This is a genomic window from Actinoplanes sp. NPDC049118 (assembly GCF_040648555.1).
Classification (GTDB): domain Bacteria; phylum Actinomycetota; class Actinomycetes; order Mycobacteriales; family Micromonosporaceae; genus Actinoplanes.
Genome location: NZ_JBEZDY010000014.1, coordinates 183,207 through 202,891 on the forward strand (window position 1 = coordinate 183,207; position 19,685 = coordinate 202,891).

Here is a 19,685-nt window from a genome sequence, read left to right on the forward strand (position 1 = left end):
ACAGAATGGGTCGTAGGCCGTACGGGATTCGAACCCGTGATCTCCTGATCGAGAGTCAGGCGAGTTAACCGCTACTCCAACAGCCCTCATGAAAAATGCCGCCTCCCGGAAGCGGGAAGGCGGCGCGTTCGCTGCGGCTCGCTGCCGTGCTATCGCTGCCGTTCCGGCCGGACGGGCCTGGTCTCTCGTCGCATCTCCAGCCTCCCGCGGGGTCGTCGTGCCGGTAGGTTGGATGTCCCGCCGGTGAGAAGAACAGTAGGGGCGGGTTGTCCGCGGGCCAACCGATTTACCGGCGGACGCCTTCGCACCGACAACTAAAGACGTCCGCGCCCGCTGGAACTCGGCAAAGGGGTCAGGGCGCGGGGATGCCTGGCGTGGTCGCCGGCACGCTGGGCAGCGGGATCAGCGGCAGCGACGTGCGGAACTGCCCGGGTGTGGCCAGCGAGGCACCCTCTTGCCACGGGTCTCGATAGGCGGCGATCGACGCCCGCATCCGTTCATCGAGCCCGTCGCCGAGCCCGTCCACGTCATCGACGATCACCTCCCTCAGCCGCTCGATGCCGATCCGCGGCACGAACCCGTACGTACGTTCCAGCCAGTTCGCGTGTTCGCGGTAGTACTGCAGGAACCGCCCGGTCAGCCGGATCACCTCGTCGGAGGTGTCCACCGTGGCGAGCAGGTCGCCCTTGCGTACGTGTGCACCGGCCGCCCCGCCGACGTAGATCTCCCAGCGGCCGCCGTCGATGGCGACGACGCCGAGATCCTTCACGTACGCCTCGGCGCAGTTCCGCGGGCACCCGGTCACCGCGAGCTTGAGCTTCGCCGGGCTCTCCAGGCCCTGGAACCGGCGCTCGATCGCGATGCCCAGCGCGGTGGAGTCGCCGACCCCGAAGCGGCAGAAGTCTGAGCCGACGCAGGTCTTCACGGTCCGGAACGACTTGCCGTAGGCGTGCCCGCTGGGCATGTCGAGGTCGGCCCAGACCGCGGGCAGGTCCTCCTTCCGTACGCCGAGCAGGTCGATCCGCTGGCCTCCGGTGAGCTTGACCATGGGGATGCGGTACTTCTCGGCGACGTCCGCGATCCGGCGCAGCTGGTGCGGGCTGGTCACGCCGCCCTTCATCTGCGGGACCACCGAGAACGTGCCGTCCCGCTGGATGTTCGCGTGCACCCGGTCGTTGATGAACCGGGCGTCACGCTCGTCGACGTACTCGTCGGCCCACATCATCCGTAGCAGCGAAGCGAGGCCCATCTTCGATCGGGCGTCCTCGGCGCCGGCGGGAGCGAGCGCGGCGAAGACGGCGGAGACCGACTTCAGCTCCATGTTCCGGATCGTGGTCATCAGCTCGGGCTTCGCCAGCGGGATGCCAGGCACGTACCACGAGGCGGACTCGTCCTCCTCGACCTCGCCGCCGGCCGCCCACTCGACGATCTGCGCGACCAGCGTCCGACACGAGCCGCAGCCCTTGCCGGCCCGGGTGGCATCCGCGACACCACCGACGGTCCGCACGCCGGCCTGTACGACGTCGACGATGTCCCGCTTGGTGACGCCGTTGCAGTTGCAGACCTGCGCCAAGTCGGCCAGCTCCGCCGTCGTGGTCTCGGCGTCCGGCGCGCCGAGGTCGAAGAGCAGCCTGATCCGTTCCTCCGGCAGCGGGGAGCCGCGATCGAACGCCTGGACGAGATAGCCGGCCTTGCTGACGTCGCCGAGCAGCGTCGCGCCGACCAGCCGCCCATCTCGGATGATCACGCTCTGGTACACGCCGCGACGGCGTTCGGCGAACACAACGGTCTCGTCGTCGTCCCGGTCCGGTTCCTTGAGGCCCATCGCGGCCACGTCCACGCCGGCGACCTTGAGCTTCGTGGCGGTGCGCGAGCCGTGATAGGCGGCTTCCGAGTTCGCGCCGGTGAGGTGGTCGGCCAGCACCCGCGCCTGCTCCCAAAGCGGGGCGACCAGCCCGTACGTCTCGCCGCGGTGTTGAGCGCACTCGCCGACCGCGTAGATGTCCGGCTCGTCCGTGCAGCGCAGCTGGTCGTCGACGACGATGCCGCGCTCCACCTCCAGGCCGCTGCGTTCGGCCAGCGCCGCGTTCGGCCGGATGCCGGCCGCCACCACCACGACGTCACACGGGATGGTCCGGCCGTCGGCGAGCTTGACGCCGTCGACCGCGTCCTTGCCGAGGATCTCGGTGGTGCGGGCGCCGGTGACGACCTCGATGCCGAGCGCCTCGACGGATCGGCGCAGGACCGCTCCGGCCTGCGGGTCGAGCTGCGCGTTCATCAGGTGGCCGGCCGAGTGGACCAGCGTGACGTGGGGCAGGTGCGACTGCAGGCCCCGGGCCGCCTCCAGGCCGAGCAGGCCGCCGCCGATCACGACCGCGCGCTGGTGCTCCCGGGCGTACCGGATCATGCCCCGGGTGTCGTCGATCGTTCGGAAGGTGAAGACGCCCTGGTGGTACCCCCGGCCGGGCCGGTGCAGGCCGGCGATTCTCGGCACGAACGCGTCGCTGCCGGTGGCGATGATCAGCTTGTCGTAGGGAGTGGTCCGGCCGAGCTCGTCGACCACCGTCCGGGCGAACCGGTCGATGCGGGTCACCGGTACGCCGGCGTGCAGGTCGATGCGGTTCGCGGCGTACCAGTCCATGTCGTTCAGGAAGATCCCGGACTCGTCCTCGGCGCCGCTGAGCACGTTGGACAGCAGGATTCGGTTGTAGTTCCCGTACGGCTCGGCACCGAACATCGTGATGTCGAACAGGTCGCCGCCGCCGCGGTCCAGGATCTCCTCGACGGTCCGGGCGCCGGCCATCCCGTTGCCGATCACCACCAGCTTCTTCGCCATCTCAGACCTCGACGAGGCCGAGGTCGACGACCACGGCGCCGGCGACCCCGACCGGGGCGGCCACGTGCAACTCGATCGCCGTCCCCGGCTCCAGGTCCTCGACCACCCGCAGCGGTACGTGGACATCACCCTTCGCGGCGATCGGGAAGTATCGCATCGGCGAGCCGTCCCGCATGAGGATCACGCAGATCAGCTCGTGCGAGGCGTTCCCGGCCCGGAAGTACACCGGCTGAGTCACCGTCGCGTCCGGGACCGTGTATGTGAGCAGGACGTCCAGCAGAAACGGCTGCTCCAACCCCTTACCCTCGAATTTGTAGATGCCCTGCAGAAACCGGGGTGCCGACCGCATCAGAGATCTCCTTCGTCGGGGGCGAGTGAGGGGTGCGACGCATCGTCGACGCCCGTCTACAGGAGTCCGTCACCGCCTCCTGGAACGGCGCCGGCCAGCCCCGGGCCGCGGCGCACAGCCGCCTCGGTCGGGTTGGAGGAATGGCCAACGTCGGCCTCTTCTCCGAGCCCGGCCGCGTCGCGGTGGAGTCGGGGCGGCTCACACCGGTAATGCTCGCCCGCACCTGTTTCGCCGGGGTTTACGCCCGGCACTCGGTTCGTTTCCGCCGGCTAGCCTCGGCGTCACACACCTGGTCAAGGCGCCACATTCGGCAACGCGGGACCGGGACACCCGCGTCCTCGTCCTCCGCGCCGCCCACCCGCTCGACTCACCTCGACGGCCGCCGTCTCCCGCCTTCAATTTCCGGAGATCTCGAGGCAGACGAAGGGGCCTCTGACGCCGGCGCTGAAACGTTCGGCGGCCGCGAGAGCGCCGAGCACACGGCGCCGCGGCGAGACACGGGCCCCCGTCAGCGGCGAACAGCGCGCCGAGAGCGATCTGGTCGCCGCACCCCACGGCGGCGAATCCGTCGGCAGCCTTGGCGACCTGATAGTCGTCGTAGACCGCGAACAGCTGACCCTTCACACCGACCAGAAAGGTGCCACCCTCCTCGCGCTTGTTCTCCTTCGCCGCCCAGCCACCCGACTTGAGGCAGTCACGCAGTGCGTCGACGAACGTCGTCGACATGAAGGCATCCAGGTCACCCGCAGGCTTCGGAAGCTTCAGCGATCCTGTTGGCCAATTCGGGCGGAGCTCAGCCGACGAGGCGGCTTCGTGCCAGCCTGATGTCGTCGTTCGTCAGACCACCGCGGCGGAGGTAGGCAGCTACGTCGAAAGAGGAGACGACCGTGGCGATGGCCTGCGTGACCGAGGTGCCGTGCTCGGCCAGGGTGGCAGAGAGCCACTGCTGGTATTCCGGCTCGCGCGAGGCAAGCCGTGGGGCGCTGCGCGCGTAGTCGGCGGCGATATCGGCGGGGGCCACCCCGGCGAGGGCCAACAGAACCAGAGAAGCGATACCGGTTCGGTCGCAGCCGCGCCCGCAGTGCACCAGCACCCCACCGGGGGCGGCGTGCGCGACTGCCGCCACCACCTTGGCGTGCCGGTCCGGCCAGCGTGCCAGCGCGTCGGCGTAATACAACGGCGTGCCCCACAGGCCGTTGTCAGCCCACCCCGCCATGAATTCAGCGTCGGCGCCGTCCTCGATACCAATGCGGACCTGGGCCAGTCCAGGGTGGTGATCTCGCACGTCGATGCTGGTGTTGGCTTCCGCAGCCTTCTCCGCGGGGATGTTGTCGGTCTCCAGTGTCACGACGGTGCGGATGCCGTAGTCCCACAGCGTCGCCCATCCCGAAGGCGTCAGGTATCGCGGATGATCGCTACGTACCACCGCTCCGAGTCGGGTCCGTCCGCCGTCTGCCGTCCGCAAATCCCCGAGATCGCGAACATTCAGACAGCCGTCCCACTCCAGGTCCCTGTGATCCACCATGCCGCCATCCTGGCGAACACGATCAAGCTGCGCCTAACGACTGAGGTTCAAGCCACGGGCGCTTATGCGGCAAGTGCGCAACTACAGACCTTGAATAGTCAGGTTGTGTCGGTTTCGAGGGTGAGTCCGGTGTGGGTGAGGAAGCCGTCGATGAGGTCGGTGCGGTACTGGATGGCCTTGAGCCGGTTCTTGATGATGGCTTGCAGGTGGTCGACGCCGGTCACGGCGAGGTTGCCGATGCTGCGTTTCAGGTGGGACCACACGCCTTCGGTCGGGTTGAGGTCCGGGGCGTAGGCCGGTAGCCGGATGACGTGCAGCCAGTCCCGGGCGTCGATCTTCTGACGCATGGCGGCGCTGATGTGGGTGTTCAGATTGTCCCAAACAAGGATGATCGGGGCCGTCGAGTTGCTGGTGCGCGGCGTCGATCAGGCTGATGTAGTCACGTTCGCCGAAGCTGCGCCGCTCGCCTAATGCTCATCCCGCCGAACACGGACATGACCAGGTCGTGGGCTTCGTTGTCCGGGTCGATCGGTCCGCCGACCTCGGGTACCCACGGTTGCACGCGCGAGCCGCCGCCGGTGCGAATTCTGGTGGTTCTGGTGGAACGATTACCCGCCATACGTTGATCCTGCGTCTCGACAATTTGTCGCGCCAAGGAGTGCATATTGGTTCGATGACTTCTACTGCAGGAGTGCATGCCCTCCGCGCCGGTGAAGGCGAGCCGCCCGCGGTTCTTTCCCAACCTGCGCGCAGCGTGTTGCTCGCGTTGGTTTCCTGAGGCAGGCGGTCTGCTTTGCGAGCCTCCGCTGACGTCGCCGTCTTTCAGTGCCCGCATCGCCCCGATGAAGTGGACACTGTGCTCGCGTCAGCGACTGAGATGTTCAGCTGGGCGTCTCGTCCGGAAACTGGCGTGTCAGGGGCTGTCGGTGTAACCGCGCGGGACGCCGGGGCCACCCCGCCGGCCCGGTTGCCGTTGGGCATCGGCGACTGCCGGGGAGGTTCATGGGGGAGTTGGCAGAGCGGCTCAGCCTGCTCAGCCTGCTCAGCGTAGAGGCGCTGTTACGGCTGTCCGGTCGAGCACCGACGCCGATCACGAAGCCGTTCACACGGTTCCCGCTGCCACAATCCGATTCGAGCCAGCCCGTATCGCAGATAGCGGGCGGGCTCGAACCCGGTGGGCCTTCGTGGCAGAATATGAACCGCGTTTTCCCAGTTCAGGGGCCATCTGTGACCATTGCGGCGGTTCGTTTCCGCGCCCCAGCGGCAAGGTCATGAGCTACTCGCACCCCGCTATCACGCTGTGTGACTTGGCAGCGCGAAGGCGTGGGACATGCTCGTGCCCATGGTCATCCGGTCAACGAGTACGGCCGAACCTTGCTCAACTGGCGCGCCTTGTCACACCCATAAGAGCACGGCCCACCGGCACCACAGAGGCGACGGCTCTAATCCTGGCTTCAGGTTGACCGGGGAGAATGAGCGGCAAAAGCATTGACTGGAAGGGGGCGGACCGGCGTGCGGATCCTGATCGCGGATGATGACGCGGCCATCCGTGATTCGCTGGAGCGGGTGCTCCAGGTCGAGGGTTACGACACCAGTACCGTCGCCAACGGTCTCGCCGTGCTCGAGGGGGTCGGTGGGGCGGGCGGTGACACGCTGGATCTGCTGATCCTCGACGTGATGATGCCCCGCCTCGGCGGGTTGGAGACCTGCCGACGGTTGCGGGCCGCGGGTCGGGATCTGCCGGTGCTGATGCTGACCGCCCGTGATCAGGTCTCCGACCGGGTCGCGGGGCTGGACGCGGGCGCCGACGACTACCTGCCGAAGCCGTTCGCCACCGAGGAGTTGCTGGCCCGGGTGCGAGCCCTGCTGCGCCGGCGCACGCCGGTCGACGAGGAGTCGCAGATCCTGTCGTTCGCCGATGTCCGGCTCGATCCCGACAGGTTCGAGGCGTGGCGTGGCGGGCGGCCGCTGCGCCTGACCCGGACCGAGTTCTCCCTCCTGCAGGTTCTCGTGCGCAACGCGACTCGGGTCTTGACCCGCGACGCGCTGTTCGAGGCGATATGGGGCTTCGACATGAGCACCACCGCCAACAACCTCCAGGTATACGTGAGCTACCTGCGCCGCAAGATGGAGGCCGAGGGTGAGCCGCGATTGATCTACACGCTGCGCGGCCTGGGATACACGTTGCGGGAGACTCCTCCGTGAGCAGGCACGCCCGCCGGGAACCGCGCCGGCTGACCCGATGGTGGCGCCGGCGGTCCCTGCGGACCAGGATGACGGTGATCGCGGCGACGGCCATCGCGGTCAGCGTGTTCGTGGCCTTCCAGGTGGCCAGCGAGCTACTGGACTGGGAGCTGCAGGACACCGCCGAGAATCAGCTACGCGCCGACTCCCGCGTCCTGGCGACGAGCGCGGAGCGCGCCGGTCTGGCGCAGGTTCAGCTACCGCCGTATCCGGGATCCGGTCGGCTGGTGCGGGTCATCCTGCCCGACGGCTCGACCCGGACGCCGGCCGGCCAACCCGAGCTGCCCCCGGTCAGCGAGCACGCCGGGCGCGTGGCGCGGGGCGCGTCAGCCGACCTGATGGAGTCGAAGGACAGCGACGAAGACGGCTACCGCATCTACACGCTGCGGGCGGGCGACGGCGCGGTACAGGTGGCCCGCGTCGCCGACGACAGCCCGATCAACCGGTTCGGGTTGGGCATGCTGCTGATCGGGCTGCTCTGCGTGGTCGGCGGCGCCCTTGTCGGGCGGACCGTGGCGCGGACCGGGCTGGCACCGATCGACCGGCTGACCGCCGCCGCGGTACGTGTCGCGAACACCCAGGATCTCGACGCCGACATCCCGGATGAGGGCGGTGGGGAGATCCGGCGGCTGATCCAGGCGATCAACGACATGCTCGCCGCGCTCCGGGACTCCCGGCGGGCCCAGCGGCTGCTCGCCGAGGACGCCGCCCACGAACTCAAGACCCCCCTCACCAGCCTGCGCCTAAACATCGAGCTGTTGGTCCGGCTCGACCGGCGCGGCACCCTCGACACTGCCCTCTCGGCGGAGAGCCGGACCCGGCTGCTCAACGATCTCGGCGCCCAGGTGGCCGAGTTGAGCACCCTTGCCGCCGAGCTGACCGACCTGGCGCGCGGTGACGCAAGCGACGAGAGCACCGAGCTGCTCGACCTCGCCGACGTGGTGGTGGCCGCCGCGACCCAGGCGCGTTCCCGGGTGCCCGACCTCGAGGTCGCGCTCGACGTGACCTCCGTGTGGGTGAGCGGGCGTCCCGCTGCGCTCCAGCGAGCGGTCCTCAACCTCATCGACAACGCCGGCAAGTGGTCCCCCGCGGACCAGCCGGTCCAGGTCCGGCTCCGTGCGGAGGGCGAGTCGGCGGTGCTCGAGGTCGACGACGCCGGGCCGGGCATCGACGCCGCCGACGTACCGCGGGTGTTCGACCGGTTCTACCGTGCGGACAGCGCCCGGGCGTTGCCGGGATCCGGTCTTGGGCTGTCGATCGTGCAGCGGGTCGTCTACGCCCACGGTGGCCGGGCCACCGTCGCCCGCTCCGCACGCTGTGGCGCACTGCTTCGGGTCGTCCTTCCGGCGGCGGCCCCGACCGCCCCGATCGCGCGGCTCACCGCCGAGGGAGACACCGCGGTGCGCTGACCCACCTCGGCCGCACGGCGCAGGTACAAGGGCGGCGACCGCCTGGCCCATGAAAGATCCGGGACGGGCCCAGGTCCCCGTCCCGGATCGCATCCGTGCCGCCGCGCTCACCGTTGCAGCGCGAGCTCCTCTTCGTCGGCGAGCGGCTGTGGCCCGTTCGGCGGCTCCGCCGTCGGCCGGGACAGCCGACCCGGCCACCAGATCCGCCGACCGATCAGCAGGGTGAGGGCGGGCACCAGGACCGACCGCACCAGCAGGGCGTCGAGCAGCACGCCGAAGGCGACCAGGAACCCGACCTCGATCAGCATCACCAGCGGAAGTGTGGTGAGGACCGCGAACGTGGCCGCCAGGACCAGGCCTGCCGAGGTGATGACGCCACCGGTGGCCGAGAGGGCTTTGAGCATGCCCTCGCTGGTGCCGAGACGCACGGTCTCCTCACGGGCCCGACTGGCCAGGAAGATGTTGTAGTCGACGCCGAGCGCCACCAGGAACAGGAATGCCAGCAGTGGCACCGAATAGTCGATGCCCTTGAACCCGAGGATCGTGTCGAAGATGAACACGCTGCCGCCGAAGGCTGCGGCGAATGAGACGATCACGGTGGCCATCAGGACCAGCGGGGCCACGATCGCGCGCAGCAGCAACCCGAGGACGATCAGGACGACGGCGAGCACCAGCGGGATCACCAACTTCTCGTCGCGGCTGGTGGTCACCTCGGTGTCGAGGTTCTCCGCGCTCGGCCCGCCGACGATCGCCTCCGCCCCGCTCACCGCGTGCACGGCGGTGCGTACCCGCTTGATCGTGTCGTACTCCGCGACGGTGTCCGGCGCGTCCGTCGGGAACACGGAGATATCGGCCCAGCCACCGCTGGTCTGACCCGGGATGGCCACGGCCACGCCGTGAGTGCCCTTGACGATGTCGAGTACCCGCTCCTGGTACGCCGGCCGCGTGAAGACCGTCATCGGCTGGCCGCCGAGCTCCGGGAAGTGCTGGCGGAGAACGGTGAAGCCGGTGACCGATTCCGGCGCGGACAGGAACTGGTCCTGCACCCGCAGGGCGCCGGTGTTGCCCGCCAGCCCGACGGCGAGCACGCCGAGGATTCCGAACGAGCCGAGCGTCGCCACCCACCGGCGGCGGCTGATAGTGGTGCCAAGCCGTCCCCACAGCCCCGGCTTCTTCTCCACGGCCGTACTGAACCGCGGGATGGCCGGCCAGAAGATCCGCCTGCCGAGCACCACGAGCACCGCCGGGAACAGCGTCAGCATGGCCACCAGCGCGCACAGGATGCCGGCTGCACCGATCGGGCCCAATCCGCTGGTGCTGTTCAGGTCCGCGGCCAGCAGGCAGAGCAGGCCGGCGACCACGGTGGCCGCGGACGCGACGATGGCCGGCGCCGCGCCGCGTAGCGCGTGCACCATCGCGACCCGGACGTTCTCGTGGTGGTGCAGTGTTTCCCGATATCGAGCGATGAGCAACAGCGCGTAGTCCGTGCCGACGCCGAACACCAGGATCGTCAGCAGCGCCGAGTTCTGGTCGTTGACCACGATGCCGAAGCCCTTGACGAGCAGGTAGACGGTTGCCATCGCGGTCAGTGCCGCCGCGCCGACGACCACGAGCGGGATGAACCACAACACCGGGCTGCGGTAGGTGAGGATGAGCAGGACCGTGACGACGACGACGGTGGTGAGGAAGACCTGCAGGTCGATGCCGTCGAAGACGGCGTCCATGTCGCCGTCGACCGCGGCCGGACCGGTCACGTCGAGTTGCAGGCCGGCGGGCCGGTCCTTCGCGGCGACACGCAACGGGCCGACGATGGCCTCCGGTCCGCCATAGGTCGTGCTCACGTCGAGGGTGAACATCATCGCCTTGCCGTCGGTGGAGAGTCTCGTCGATGGGCCCTCGTCGTCCTCGCCGGCCGCCGCCTTCGGCGGGTACCGCTTGGTAAGGGTGTCGTAGTGGCGCTCGACCGTCGCGCGGTCGGCGTCGGTCATGCCGCCGGCGCGGTGGTACACGAAGACGAACGTGTTGTCCTCACCGCCCGGGAGACTGTCCTCCAGCACCGCCACCTTGGTCGACTCGGCACTGGCCGGCAGGGTGTCCACGGCTCTGTCGGTGGTGACCGAACTCAACTTTCCGCTCAACGGCACCATGACCGCCGCCAGCGCCACCCACAAGCCGATCACCAACCACGGCACCCACCGGCCTGCCAGCCGACCGGGCGGCGCTTCCCTGGACGGCGCTGCGTTGACTGCCATCAATAGCCTCCTGCATTCGCGTTACGTCGCTCATCTGAGGCCGACTTCGTACCGAGCGAATCTGAGACGACCGTTAAAACGGCGCTCAGCCCGGGTGACCGAACCAGGTGCCCAGCGCACGCACCAGCGTGGTGGCGTCGAGGTCCTGCCCGGTGGGCAAGTCCTGGGCGACACAGCCGTCGGGCCGGATGAGCAACGCGTCGACGTCCACCCGGTCCGTGCGGGCGGTGACGGTGTCGACCCGTCCGGTCCACGCGGCCGCAGCGTCGCGGACCTCCGCGCGGTCGACGATGTCGAGTAGGAGACCACGACCCTTCCGCAGTAGGTCCGCCGATCGGGTCACCGCGGTAACAACGTCCGGGTCGGGTCGCATCGGGCGATCTGGGCCTGGGTTGGCTCCCGTCCATGATTCTCGTGCGGGTGTCGAACGGCGCTCCGGAGAGTAGGACCGCGGTACCGCCCCTCTCACGAGAATGACGACCGCAGTACGACGAAACGGGATGGAATCGGGCCTAGCTTTCGAGCCATGACGAAACCTGATAGCCCACTGTGGAAATTCGGGGCGGGCACCACGGCGCTGGTGACGGCGTTCGCTGTCGTCGCCGCCTGCGGGTCGGACGCCGACAACGGTGCGGCGCCCGCCGCGTCCGGCCCGCACCGCGCGCACGCGGGCGGGTCGTCAGCTCCACCAAAGCCGCTGCGCGCCGGCGAGCGGTTCGTCGACCTGAGGATGGCCGAGGCCTACACGCCCGCGCCGCCGGAGGGCGGCGGCTCGGACGAGTACCGGTGCCAGGTGATCGATCCGGGCCTGACCAAGACGGCGTTCCTGACCGGGACCCAATTCGCACCGGAGAACGTCCCCATCGCGCACCATGCCATCGTGTACGCGGTGCCGCCGGGCGGCGCTGCCGCGGTGCGCAAGCAGGATGCGAAGACCCCTGGTCTCGGCTGGCAGTGTTTCGGCGGGACCGGCGTGGCCGGCGCCGAGGTCGAAGAGGGGGACGCGGCGTGGGTGGACACCTGGGCGCCGGGCGCCACGGAGACGCTGCTCGACCAGGACGCCGGCTACAAGCTGGAGCCGGGCAGCCTGCTCGTCCTCCAGATCCACTACAACCTGCTCGCGACCGACGGCAAGCCGACCGGGTCGGACCGCTCGGCGGTGCGGCTGCGGCTGACGGACGGCACGCCGCAGACCCGGGAACTCGAAACGTGGTCGGTCGACGCGCCGACCGACCTGCCCTGCGCCGCCGACGAGTCGGGTCCGCTCTGTGACCGGGCGGCCTCGATCGCGGACGTGACGAAGCGGTTCGGGCCGGACGTCGGCGAAATGGCGGACCGTCAGGTGGAGGAATGCGGCCGGGGCGTGCCGAAGCCCGGTAACACCCAGACCTGCGACCACGAGGTGGAGGCGCCGATGACGCTGTTCGCCGGTTTCGGCCACATGCACATGCTCGGGCGGGCCTTGAAGGTCGAACTCCACCCGGGCACGCCGAAGGCCAAGGTCGTCCTGGACGTGCCGCAGTTCGACTTCGACAACCAGCGGCTGGTGAAGCTGCCGTCGCCGGTGGAGGTCGGTCCGGGGGACACGCTGCGGGTGACGTGTACGCACGACGCAGGGCTGCGCAATCAGCTGCCGCAGCTGAAGAAGCTGCCGCCCCGCTACGTGGTGTGGGGCGACGGCACCAGCGACGAGATGTGTACGGGCATCATGACGGTCTCCCTCCGCAAGTCCTGAGGAAGCGTCGAACGTGTGTGAGCTCACTGAGGTCAACGAGCCGCAAACGGCTTCGAGCTCACACACGTCGACACGTGCAGGCGGACCCGGCAGCGGATAGGCCCGGGGCGGCTGGGAACTACGGTCGCGCCCTCGACGGACGCGCAGGATGAGGTGCTAAACCGGCCGGGCGAGTCTCAGGTCATAGGCGAGGATGACGGCCTGGATCCGGTCCCGTGCGCCGATCTTGGCGAGGACCCGCCCGACGTGGGTCTTCACCGTCGACTCCGACAGCGTGAACCGTTGCGCGATCTCGCCGTTGGTGAGGCCATGGCCGATGGCGACGAGGACCTCGCGCTCACGGTCGGTCAGGAAGCTCAGCCGGGGATCCTCCCGCACGGGCCCGCAGAGGTCATCGTCGAGCCGGTCGGCGAACGCGTCGAGCAGCCGCCGCGTCAGCGCCGGTGCGATCACCGCGTCCCCGGCGGCGACGGCCCGGATGCCGGCGAGCAACTCCTCCGGGCGAATGTCCTTGAGCAGGAAACCGTCCGCCCCGGCCCGCAGCGCGGCGAACGCGTACCGTTCGAGGTCGAACGTCGTCAGCACCAGGATCCGCGAACGCCCGCCGGCTGCGACGATGCGCCGGGTGGCCTCGATCCCGTCGACGCCCGGCATGCGGATGTCCATCAGCACCACGTCGGGACGCAGCTCGGTGATCCGCCGAACGGCCTCGGCGCCGTTCTCGGCCTCGCCGACGATCTCGGTGTCGGGGGTGCTCTCCAGCAGCATGCGAAACCCGAAGCGCTGCAGCGGCTGGGCGTCCACCACGAGCACAGAGATCATAAATGGCTGCCCTTCAGGCTCGGATGGACGGTCCAGTCGCCGTCGATGGGGGCCGGGCGCTGACCGTGCCGCCGTAGAGCGCGGCGCGTTCGGCCATGCCGGCGAGGCCGAGACCCGCGTCGCCGGCGATGCCCATATTCATACCGAGCGAACCTGAAGCGACCGTTAGAAACGGCGCTCAGGCCGGTTGGCCGTCGGCGCCTGTCCGCCGGCGAGCGGGCCGCTGTCGCGCTCGACGATGTGGATCTGGCAGGAGGACTGTGCGGGCGGCACCCCGATCGGCGATCGCTACATCCCGGCTCCGGTCGAGCCGGGCGGCAGGTCGTCACGCTTACGTGGCCCGCCAGGGTCAAGGGGTCGCAGGTTCAAATCCTGTCAGTCCGACAGAATCAGCGCCTGACCAGCGGTAATGATGGTCAGGGCGTTGACGTTTATCTATGGTATTGGAGCCTCCCCCCGAAAACCCCCCACTTACGTAGGGCAGCAACCAGGTTCCTCATTCGTGTTCGTCGCGGCCGACGAGCGTTCGCTTGTAGGTGGGGCGGCTTCGTCGGCGGCATTTGGCCGCAGTGGTTCGGCGCTCCGCCACGGGCTGGACCGCCTTCATTGCGACCGGCCGGTGTATCGGATCGGGCTACGGTACGCGGGCGTCGACCCGCGGCACGCGCTGCGGGAGGCGGTACCCGACGCTGCGGAGATCGACGCGATCGTCGCGTGGCTCGACCGGCTCGACCGTGCCTCGCCGACCGGGCCGTGGACCCGGGCGACGCTCCTGCTGATCGACGAACTGCCGGCCACCCGGGCACCCGACCTGCACAACGGATGGGGCGAGACACCCCGTCGTTCAAACAGAACGTGCGCAAGCTCAAGGAGCGCGGCCTGACCGAATCGCTCGACATCGGGTACCGGCTGTCGGCGCGTGGCGCCGCCGTCCTGGACCACGAGGGTCATCCCCGGTCGGCCCGGGGTCGGTCGGTACCGGAGCCGGGCATCCCGCTGCCACACCTCGGCGCTGCCGCGACACGTGCGCTCACCGCGCACGGCGTCGTCCGGCTCGAACAGGTGGCCAGACTCAGTGAGAGCGACGTGCTGGCGCTACATGGAGTCGGGCCTTACGCCCTTCGCCACCTGCGAACGGCGATGGACGCGGCCGGGCTGTCCTTCCGTGACGATCCCGGCGCCTCGCCGCATGCCGGCGCCACGCCAGAGACGTCCTGACATTCGCTCGCAAGCCGCCCGCCGGGCAGGCGGGAATGCCTGCACCGTGGGGGTGACCCGACTCGGCGAGAAGCGACCGCGGCCCGCGAGGCTGATGAACCGCGCGGGCGGGTGGGGCGTCCGCGAACTGCGCCAACCGCCCCTTCCCCCAGGAATGCCCGGTCGGGCTTGCAGATTGGCGATGCGCAGGTCTCAGCTGCGTAGCCCATCCGGCACCAAGATCTCCCCCGGAGGCGTCACTCGCATAGGCGATGCCGCCGCCGAGCGCTCCAGCCGAACCGCGGGTCCGCTACGCCGGTAGCGGCGGACGCGCCCGTCCAACGCGACAGCGACGGCCGCTGACGGGTTGAGCGGACTCGGCCGGCCTCCCACCGGAGACCGGCCGAGCCAGTCGTCAGCCGACCGGCGGTACCAGGATCTCGTAGAGCCGGCGGGCCGCCGCCGATTCGGTCGCATGAGTTTCCCGGACCTCGAACCGGCCGCGTTCGTAACTGCCGAGCTCCCATCCGCCGGCGGGGGCGGGCCGCATAAACCAGAAGTCGGTCGGCCGGTCCGTCGCCTCGTGCACACCGGCGAGCTGAAAGGACTCCGGCGGCAGGCCGGCGGCGAGCAGAGCCGTCCGCAGGCTGTGTCGGTCCACGCCGCTAGCCTAACCGGTTCGCCGAGGGGAGTTCCTCGACCAGAAATTCGTTCTTCAGCAGCCAGGTCACGCTGAGCGCGGTGCCCGCCTCGGGAAGATAGCGCGACTCGAGCTTGTACTGCAGGCCCCGGCCGGGCTGCTCGAACCACGGCGCGATCGGCCCGCTGTCCACGGTGAATGCCTTCAGCACGCAGTACACGTGGTAATTGCTCTGCGGCGTCCCGGCCGGCGTGTTGAGATATTGCGGAGGCAAGGCACGCTTGGCGAACGGCGTGTACGCGGGGGCGAGATACCCGCCGCCGGGGTAGCTGAAGCGGTCGATCCGTCCGCCCGGGGGCAGCGACCGGGCGGACCGCACCGGTTTGCCGCCCACAGTGAGGAAGCCGTCGTTCGGCGGGAAGATCCAATCGTCCGCCGACCGGTACTTGCTCACAAATTGCGTCTCGGCCATCGCGCCGAATCGCCGGTAACCGGCCAGCAACGGGCCCACCGGCTGAGTGGACGGCAGCGGATCGGGGCCGAGCCATGTGCGTGCCGCGTCGTAGTAGGAGGTGGTGGCCGGAGCGGTGGCCGGCGTGCCGGGTCGGCACGGCGACTTGGTGACGGTGGTCGTGGCGTGTGATGCGGCCAAGGCGGACGCGGGAGCGCCGACCCACAGCACCAATCCGACCAGGGCAGCAGAGGAGAGTCTGCGCAGGCGAGCAGCTATCAACTTATTCATGATCGAAGGTCTACAGTCCCCGGCCCAGCACTTTGATGACATCGCGCCTGGTTCATCCGCGAGAACGAGACTCCGGGGAACATTTGGGCCGCCGGCGGCTGAGTAGAACCCAGGTCCTCACGGAGCCAGCACGAATCCGGCCGTGGGCTCGCTGGCCGCTTCACAAGATCCAAGGACCGAGACCGTCGGCGGCGCGCCGGGTTGCCGTGTGTGTCATGGCGAACAATGCCAAGAGCATCTATAGCCGATTCATCGTCGACGGATGCCGTTCGCGGCGGCCCGAACGCGGCCGGCTGACGAGGAGATGGTTACTGCGGCGAAACGTCGGTTATCTATGCTGCGCGGATGGATGAGCAGCGGATGGTCAAGCTGCACGGGCACGCTCGCGCCTTCCGGTTGCTGGGTAACGGCCCGACCGTCCTGCTGCTCGTGCACGGCATTGGATCCGACTGCGTCACCTGGGACACCGTCGCGCCTGCGTTCGCCGAGCGGTACACGGTGATCGCGCCCGACCTGCTCGGACATGGCCGGTCGGCGAAGCCGCGGGCAGACTACAGCATCGGCGGGTATGCCAACGGTCTGCGGGATCTGCTCGGCGCGCTCGACATCGACCGGGTGACCGTGGTCGGTCACAGCTTCGGCGGCGGCGTGGCGATGCAGTTCGCCTACCAGTTCCCGGAGCGGACCGACCGGCTGGTTGTGGTCGCGGGTGGTGGCCTCGGCTCGCAGGTGAGCGTGGCTTTTCGCGCGCTGACCCTACCGGGCGCTTCGGTCGCGCTGGGGCTCAGCCACCTGCCGCCGTCTCGCCTGGCCCTCGGTGCGCTGCGCGCGGCCGCCGGGCTGGTCGCGCCGGCCGCGCTCGCGGCCGACCTGAACGAGGCGTACACCGTGCACACGGGGCTGCGTGACCCAGCCGCTCGGTCTGCGTTCCTGCATGTGTTGCGGCACGTCGCGGATTGGCAGGGACAGCTGATCACCATGCGGGACCGCGCCTACCTGGCGCAGGGTCTGCCGGCGCTGGTCGTCTGGGGCGACCAGGACCACGTCCTCCCAGTCGAGCACGCCAAGGCCGCCGCCGAGCTGATGCCCGGGGCGCAGTCGGTGGTTCTGCCCGGCATCGGGCACTTCCCGCACCGGGAGGCGCCCGAGGAATTCGTCCGTGCGGTGACCGACTTCGTCGAGGGAACCCAACCGAAGCGCTGGGATGCCCGCCGCTGGCGCCACCTGCTACAGACCCAGTCCGCGGATACCTCGAAACGGTCCAGCTCCACGCTCGAGGACGCGAAGTATTCAACAAGTACGCCCACGGCGGATAGTCCCCACAAGGCGTGTAGCGATCCCGCGACGCACCCCGCGAAAGACGTAGACGAATGACTATGCTCGCTGCGTCGTTGATCAGCGGCTGACAGCGGCACCGCCGGGGGTGCGGACGGGTCAACACCATGCATGGTTGGGCTCTCCGTTTCCCTGATACGCGAAGACGCCGCGGCAGAGGGGCTCAGCCGTGGCGTCTTCGCTGGGTGTGGTCGAGCGGATGAGTGTTTCTACGGCTGGTGGCGGGCGACGAAGGCGGGGTGCCTCCGTCGTAGTGGCGGTGCACGCCGCGTACGACGGAAACGCATCGTCGGTCTCGGTCTGCCGCGATCTCGTCAGCCCTTGCCCGACGTCTGGCCCGAGCGCAGCGCATGACCGGCAACCGGATGATCGACGGGCGCCGGGAAGACTGGGCTCGGCGTCGTCAGCGTGTCATCCAGGTCATCCACGCCGCGCGCCGCAATCGGCAACCTGTTGCTGACCGACGTCGACATGAACACCCAATCGGTGCACCTGCACGGCAAAGGCGCCAAGGACCGCAGGGTGCGGTTCGGTGCGAAGACCGCCCGGGCGATGAGCCGCTACATGCGGGCTCGCGCCAAGAAACGGTACGCCGACGAGATCCCGCAACTGTGGATGGCCGAACGAGGGAAAGTCGCGCTGACGCCGAACGGGATCAAGCTGATGCTCAAACGCCGCGGCCACCGGGCCGGAGTGGGACATGTCCACGCGCACCGATGGCGGCACAACTTCGCCCACGAATGGCACAAGGCCGGCGGCAACACCGGCGACCTGATGCTGCTGCTCGGCTGGTCGTCGGACGAGATGCCACGGCACTACGGTGCCAGCGCCGCCGCGGAGCGGGCGCAGGAACTGCAGACCCAGCTCGGCATCGGCGAGAACGTCTGAAGGATCAAGGCCCTCTGCGGCTCGGCGGCGCCTCGCGTCGGGAGCCGGCCCGAGGCGAGACATCGGCGTGCGGCCGACCCACATGGGCCGGCCGCACCACACTCCCTCGGGCTACCCGACCGTGGGTCCGCGGGTCGGGGTCATCCGCGGACCGGATACGGCTTTTCGTCCGATGATGACGGCGCGAGCGGGCCGTCAGGTGAAACGTCAGCTCAGCTGACGTTCAAACGGACGTAGACCTGCTCGCCGCCGCTGCCGTCGCCTTCGAGCAGATAAGGTGCCTTCGACCTGAAGGCGAGGTGACGGCTGTTCGCACTGAACTTGGCGGATGAACTGTCTCCGGTGAGGGCGCCGCCGTTGTGCGACACGCTCGCTACGCGAGTGATCCGGTCACGCAGGTCACGGATGTAGATATCGAATTGGTTGCTGTTTTTCACGGCGGCCGTGAGTGCGAGATAGCGGCCATCCGGACTGATATTGACGCCGACATAAGCGCCGCGCATGGGCTCAATGCCCCTAACGCTTGCTAGCGTCGTCGTCTTCTCCACCAAGTCACGAACGTAGATCTCCCGCCCCTTGACGCCCGGCACGATGTTGTCTCTTCTCCCGAGGAACGCCACGTAGCGGCCGTTTGCGCTCATTGACGGCATGTCCGAATAGCCGGCAATCTCCTCTCCGGAATCGGTCACCGAAGCGCGCACGGTGGTACCGGCCGCCACATCGCACACGAACACGTCTTCGCCGTCGTTGGTATCTCCGGGAACCAGGTTTTCGACTTCGGAACTGAACACGACATGGCGCCCACCGGATGTGACCGCCAGGCTCTTGAACTCCCGAGGTCTGGACACCGGGAGGCGAAGTGGCTGCCCATCGTACGACTCGCTGACTCGCACCGTACGTCCGGTTGCGAGTTCGCGGAGGTAGACGTCCGCCTCATCGTCGGTGTCGCTCGCCGCCAGTCTCCCGACGGTTTCGAACACGACGAAACGGCCGTCGGAGCTGAGTTTTCCTTGCCGAACACCTTGAGGGATCTGCTCACCGTCGCCGGTGAGGCTCACCCGAGTGGTCACTCCTGAGACCGCGTCCCGCAGGAAGACATCCGCCGCGTTGTTGGTATCTTCCGGCACCAGCCCCACGGCGCCTGACATGAAGGCTATGTATCTGCCGTCCGCACTCATCGACGGGCGATTGCTCCAGCTCGAATCTCCCGAGCCTTCCTGCCCTGTGCTGGAAACGCTGATCCTGGTCGTCACGTCCTCGACACTGTCGCGGAGGAACACGTCCATGCTGTGGTTCGTGTCTCCGGGCACCAGATCGTCGGCGTTGGAGGAGAAGACCGTGAAGCGTCCGTCGTCACTCACTGACGGGTCGAAGAAATGCACGCCGCACAGAATGCCCGCACAGGACGACGCCTTGCCGCCGCCAGTTTGCACGCTCGCCAGAATGTATGTCGGTAGATCCGCCAGGCTGGCTGCCTGCGCAGCGGCGGGGGCACCGGCCACCAGCAGGCTGGCGGCCATCGCGCTCGCGGCGAGTGTCCTCGCCGACCGCGACAATACATTTATTTTCATCAAATCCATCCTTCGTCCATCTTCCGTAGATAATGATCTTGCGGGCGCCCGTAGCAGCCGACGACAACTCGTCGTGCACGCCTTGCCCTTCCCGCTGCGTCCGTGGCTCGGCCGCTTGTCAGAGCGTCGGACAGTCGGCG

Annotated in this window: 20 protein-coding genes and 1 tRNA gene; 8 read left to right on the forward strand and 13 right to left on the reverse strand. The window is 68.7% G+C overall.

What is annotated here, in order from left to right; all coding sequences use genetic code 11:
• Positions 1-13 precede the first annotated feature (13 nt).
• The 5 genes from AB0B58_RS23350 to AB0B58_RS23370 form a co-directional block, all read right to left on the reverse strand.
• Positions 14-86, reverse strand: a tRNA-Glu gene (locus AB0B58_RS23350).
• A gap of 266 nt (positions 87-352) precedes the next feature.
• The gene (gene nirB, locus AB0B58_RS23355) at positions 353-2,836 is read right to left on the reverse strand and encodes a nitrite reductase large subunit NirB (RefSeq protein ID WP_360227119.1); all 2,484 of its coding nucleotides are present in this window, start codon (positions 2,834-2,836) and stop codon (positions 353-355) included.
• 1 nt (position 2,837) lies between these two features.
• Complete coding sequence (locus tag AB0B58_RS23360) at positions 2,838-3,185, reverse strand: molybdopterin oxidoreductase (RefSeq protein WP_360227122.1); 348 nt, start codon at positions 3,183-3,185, stop codon at positions 2,838-2,840.
• A gap of 793 nt (positions 3,186-3,978) precedes the next feature.
• Positions 3,979-4,710 carry a tyrosine-protein phosphatase gene (locus tag AB0B58_RS23365; protein ID WP_360227125.1) on the reverse strand — a complete coding sequence of 244 codons (732 nt, stop codon included), beginning with the start codon at positions 4,708-4,710 and terminating at the stop codon, positions 3,979-3,981.
• Between the two features lie 98 nt (positions 4,711-4,808).
• Positions 4,809-5,057: a transposase gene (locus AB0B58_RS23370; RefSeq protein ID WP_360227128.1), complete on the reverse strand. Its 249-nt coding sequence runs from the start codon at positions 5,055-5,057 to the stop codon at positions 4,809-4,811.
• Here AB0B58_RS23370 and AB0B58_RS23375 point away from each other — a divergent pair.
• The 3 genes from AB0B58_RS23375 to AB0B58_RS23385 all read left to right on the forward strand — a co-directional run bounded on the left by AB0B58_RS23375 (position 5,056) and on the right by AB0B58_RS23385 (position 8,363).
• Positions 5,056-5,181, forward strand: a complete 126-nt coding sequence (locus tag AB0B58_RS23375; protein WP_360227131.1) for a hypothetical protein — start codon at positions 5,056-5,058, stop codon at positions 5,179-5,181. The genes AB0B58_RS23370 and AB0B58_RS23375 overlap by 2 nt on opposite strands.
• 1,041 nt (positions 5,182-6,222) lie before the next feature.
• Positions 6,223-6,915, forward strand: coding sequence for a response regulator transcription factor (locus AB0B58_RS23380; RefSeq protein WP_360227134.1), 693 nt, complete (start codon positions 6,223-6,225; stop codon positions 6,913-6,915).
• Positions 6,912-8,363 carry a HAMP domain-containing sensor histidine kinase gene (locus AB0B58_RS23385; protein WP_360227137.1) on the forward strand — a complete coding sequence of 484 codons (1,452 nt, stop codon included), beginning with the start codon at positions 6,912-6,914 and terminating at the stop codon, positions 8,361-8,363. Before AB0B58_RS23380 ends, AB0B58_RS23385 begins: the two co-directional genes overlap by 4 nt.
• A gap of 107 nt (positions 8,364-8,470) precedes the next feature.
• On the opposite strand, the gene AB0B58_RS23390 is transcribed toward AB0B58_RS23385, so the two are convergent.
• Together AB0B58_RS23390 and AB0B58_RS23395 are read right to left on the reverse strand one after the other, a co-directional pair.
• Positions 8,471-10,543: an MMPL family transporter gene (locus AB0B58_RS23390; RefSeq protein WP_360227342.1), complete on the reverse strand. Its 2,073-nt coding sequence runs from the start codon at positions 10,541-10,543 to the stop codon at positions 8,471-8,473.
• A 157-nt stretch (positions 10,544-10,700) separates the two neighbouring features.
• The gene (locus AB0B58_RS23395; protein WP_360227140.1) at positions 10,701-10,988 is read right to left on the reverse strand and encodes a hypothetical protein; all 288 of its coding nucleotides are present in this window, start codon (positions 10,986-10,988) and stop codon (positions 10,701-10,703) included.
• A 153-nt stretch (positions 10,989-11,141) separates the two neighbouring features.
• Here AB0B58_RS23395 and AB0B58_RS23400 point away from each other — a divergent pair, with 153 nt between their 5' ends.
• Positions 11,142-12,350 (forward strand): monooxygenase, encoded by a 1,209-nt coding sequence (locus AB0B58_RS23400; protein ID WP_360227143.1) that lies wholly within the window; start codon positions 11,142-11,144, stop codon positions 12,348-12,350.
• Between the two features lie 156 nt (positions 12,351-12,506).
• Here the strand turns inward: AB0B58_RS23400 and AB0B58_RS23405 are convergent, their stop codons facing one another.
• Entirely contained in the window at positions 12,507-13,172 is a 666-nt protein-coding gene (locus tag AB0B58_RS23405; RefSeq protein ID WP_360227146.1) for a response regulator transcription factor, read from the reverse strand.
• A 13-nt stretch (positions 13,173-13,185) separates the two neighbouring features.
• Positions 13,186-13,314, reverse strand: coding sequence for a hypothetical protein (locus AB0B58_RS23410; RefSeq protein WP_360227149.1), 129 nt, complete (start codon positions 13,312-13,314; stop codon positions 13,186-13,188).
• A 360-nt stretch (positions 13,315-13,674) separates the two neighbouring features.
• Between AB0B58_RS23410 and AB0B58_RS23415 the strand changes: the two genes are divergently transcribed.
• Complete coding sequence (locus AB0B58_RS23415) at positions 13,675-14,055, forward strand: hypothetical protein (protein ID WP_360227152.1); 381 nt, start codon at positions 13,675-13,677, stop codon at positions 14,053-14,055.
• Positions 14,028-14,390: a hypothetical protein gene (locus AB0B58_RS23420; protein WP_360227155.1), complete on the forward strand. Its 363-nt coding sequence runs from the start codon at positions 14,028-14,030 to the stop codon at positions 14,388-14,390. The genes AB0B58_RS23415 and AB0B58_RS23420 overlap by 28 nt, the downstream gene beginning before the upstream one ends.
• A gap of 394 nt (positions 14,391-14,784) precedes the next feature.
• Here the strand turns inward: AB0B58_RS23420 and AB0B58_RS23425 are convergent, their stop codons facing one another.
• Together AB0B58_RS23425 and AB0B58_RS23430 are read right to left on the reverse strand one after the other, a co-directional pair.
• A complete protein-coding gene (locus AB0B58_RS23425; RefSeq protein ID WP_360227158.1) occupies positions 14,785-15,030 on the reverse strand; it encodes a hypothetical protein in 246 nt (81 codons plus the stop codon).
• A gap of 4 nt (positions 15,031-15,034) precedes the next feature.
• The gene (locus tag AB0B58_RS23430) at positions 15,035-15,751 is read right to left on the reverse strand and encodes a TNT domain-containing protein (protein WP_360227161.1); all 717 of its coding nucleotides are present in this window, start codon (positions 15,749-15,751) and stop codon (positions 15,035-15,037) included.
• A 345-nt stretch (positions 15,752-16,096) separates the two neighbouring features.
• Here AB0B58_RS23430 and AB0B58_RS23435 point away from each other — a divergent pair, with 345 nt between their 5' ends.
• Positions 16,097-17,125, forward strand: a complete 1,029-nt coding sequence (locus AB0B58_RS23435; protein ID WP_360227165.1) for an alpha/beta hydrolase — start codon at positions 16,097-16,099, stop codon at positions 17,123-17,125.
• Positions 17,126-17,400: 275 nt separating this feature from the next.
• On the opposite strand, the gene AB0B58_RS23440 is transcribed toward AB0B58_RS23435, so the two are convergent.
• On the reverse strand, positions 17,401-17,559 hold the full coding sequence (locus tag AB0B58_RS23440) for a hypothetical protein (RefSeq protein WP_360227168.1): 159 nt from the start codon (positions 17,557-17,559) through the stop codon (positions 17,401-17,403).
• On the opposite strand from AB0B58_RS23440, the gene AB0B58_RS23445 reads away from it, so the two are divergent.
• Complete coding sequence (locus tag AB0B58_RS23445) at positions 17,558-17,974, forward strand: site-specific integrase (protein WP_360227170.1); 417 nt, start codon at positions 17,558-17,560, stop codon at positions 17,972-17,974. The genes AB0B58_RS23440 and AB0B58_RS23445 overlap by 2 nt on opposite strands.
• Before the next feature lie 212 nt (positions 17,975-18,186).
• On the opposite strand, the gene AB0B58_RS23450 is transcribed toward AB0B58_RS23445, so the two are convergent.
• A complete protein-coding gene (locus AB0B58_RS23450) occupies positions 18,187-19,554 on the reverse strand; it encodes a hypothetical protein (RefSeq protein ID WP_360227173.1) in 1,368 nt (455 codons plus the stop codon).
• Positions 19,555-19,685: the final 131 nt, after the last annotated feature.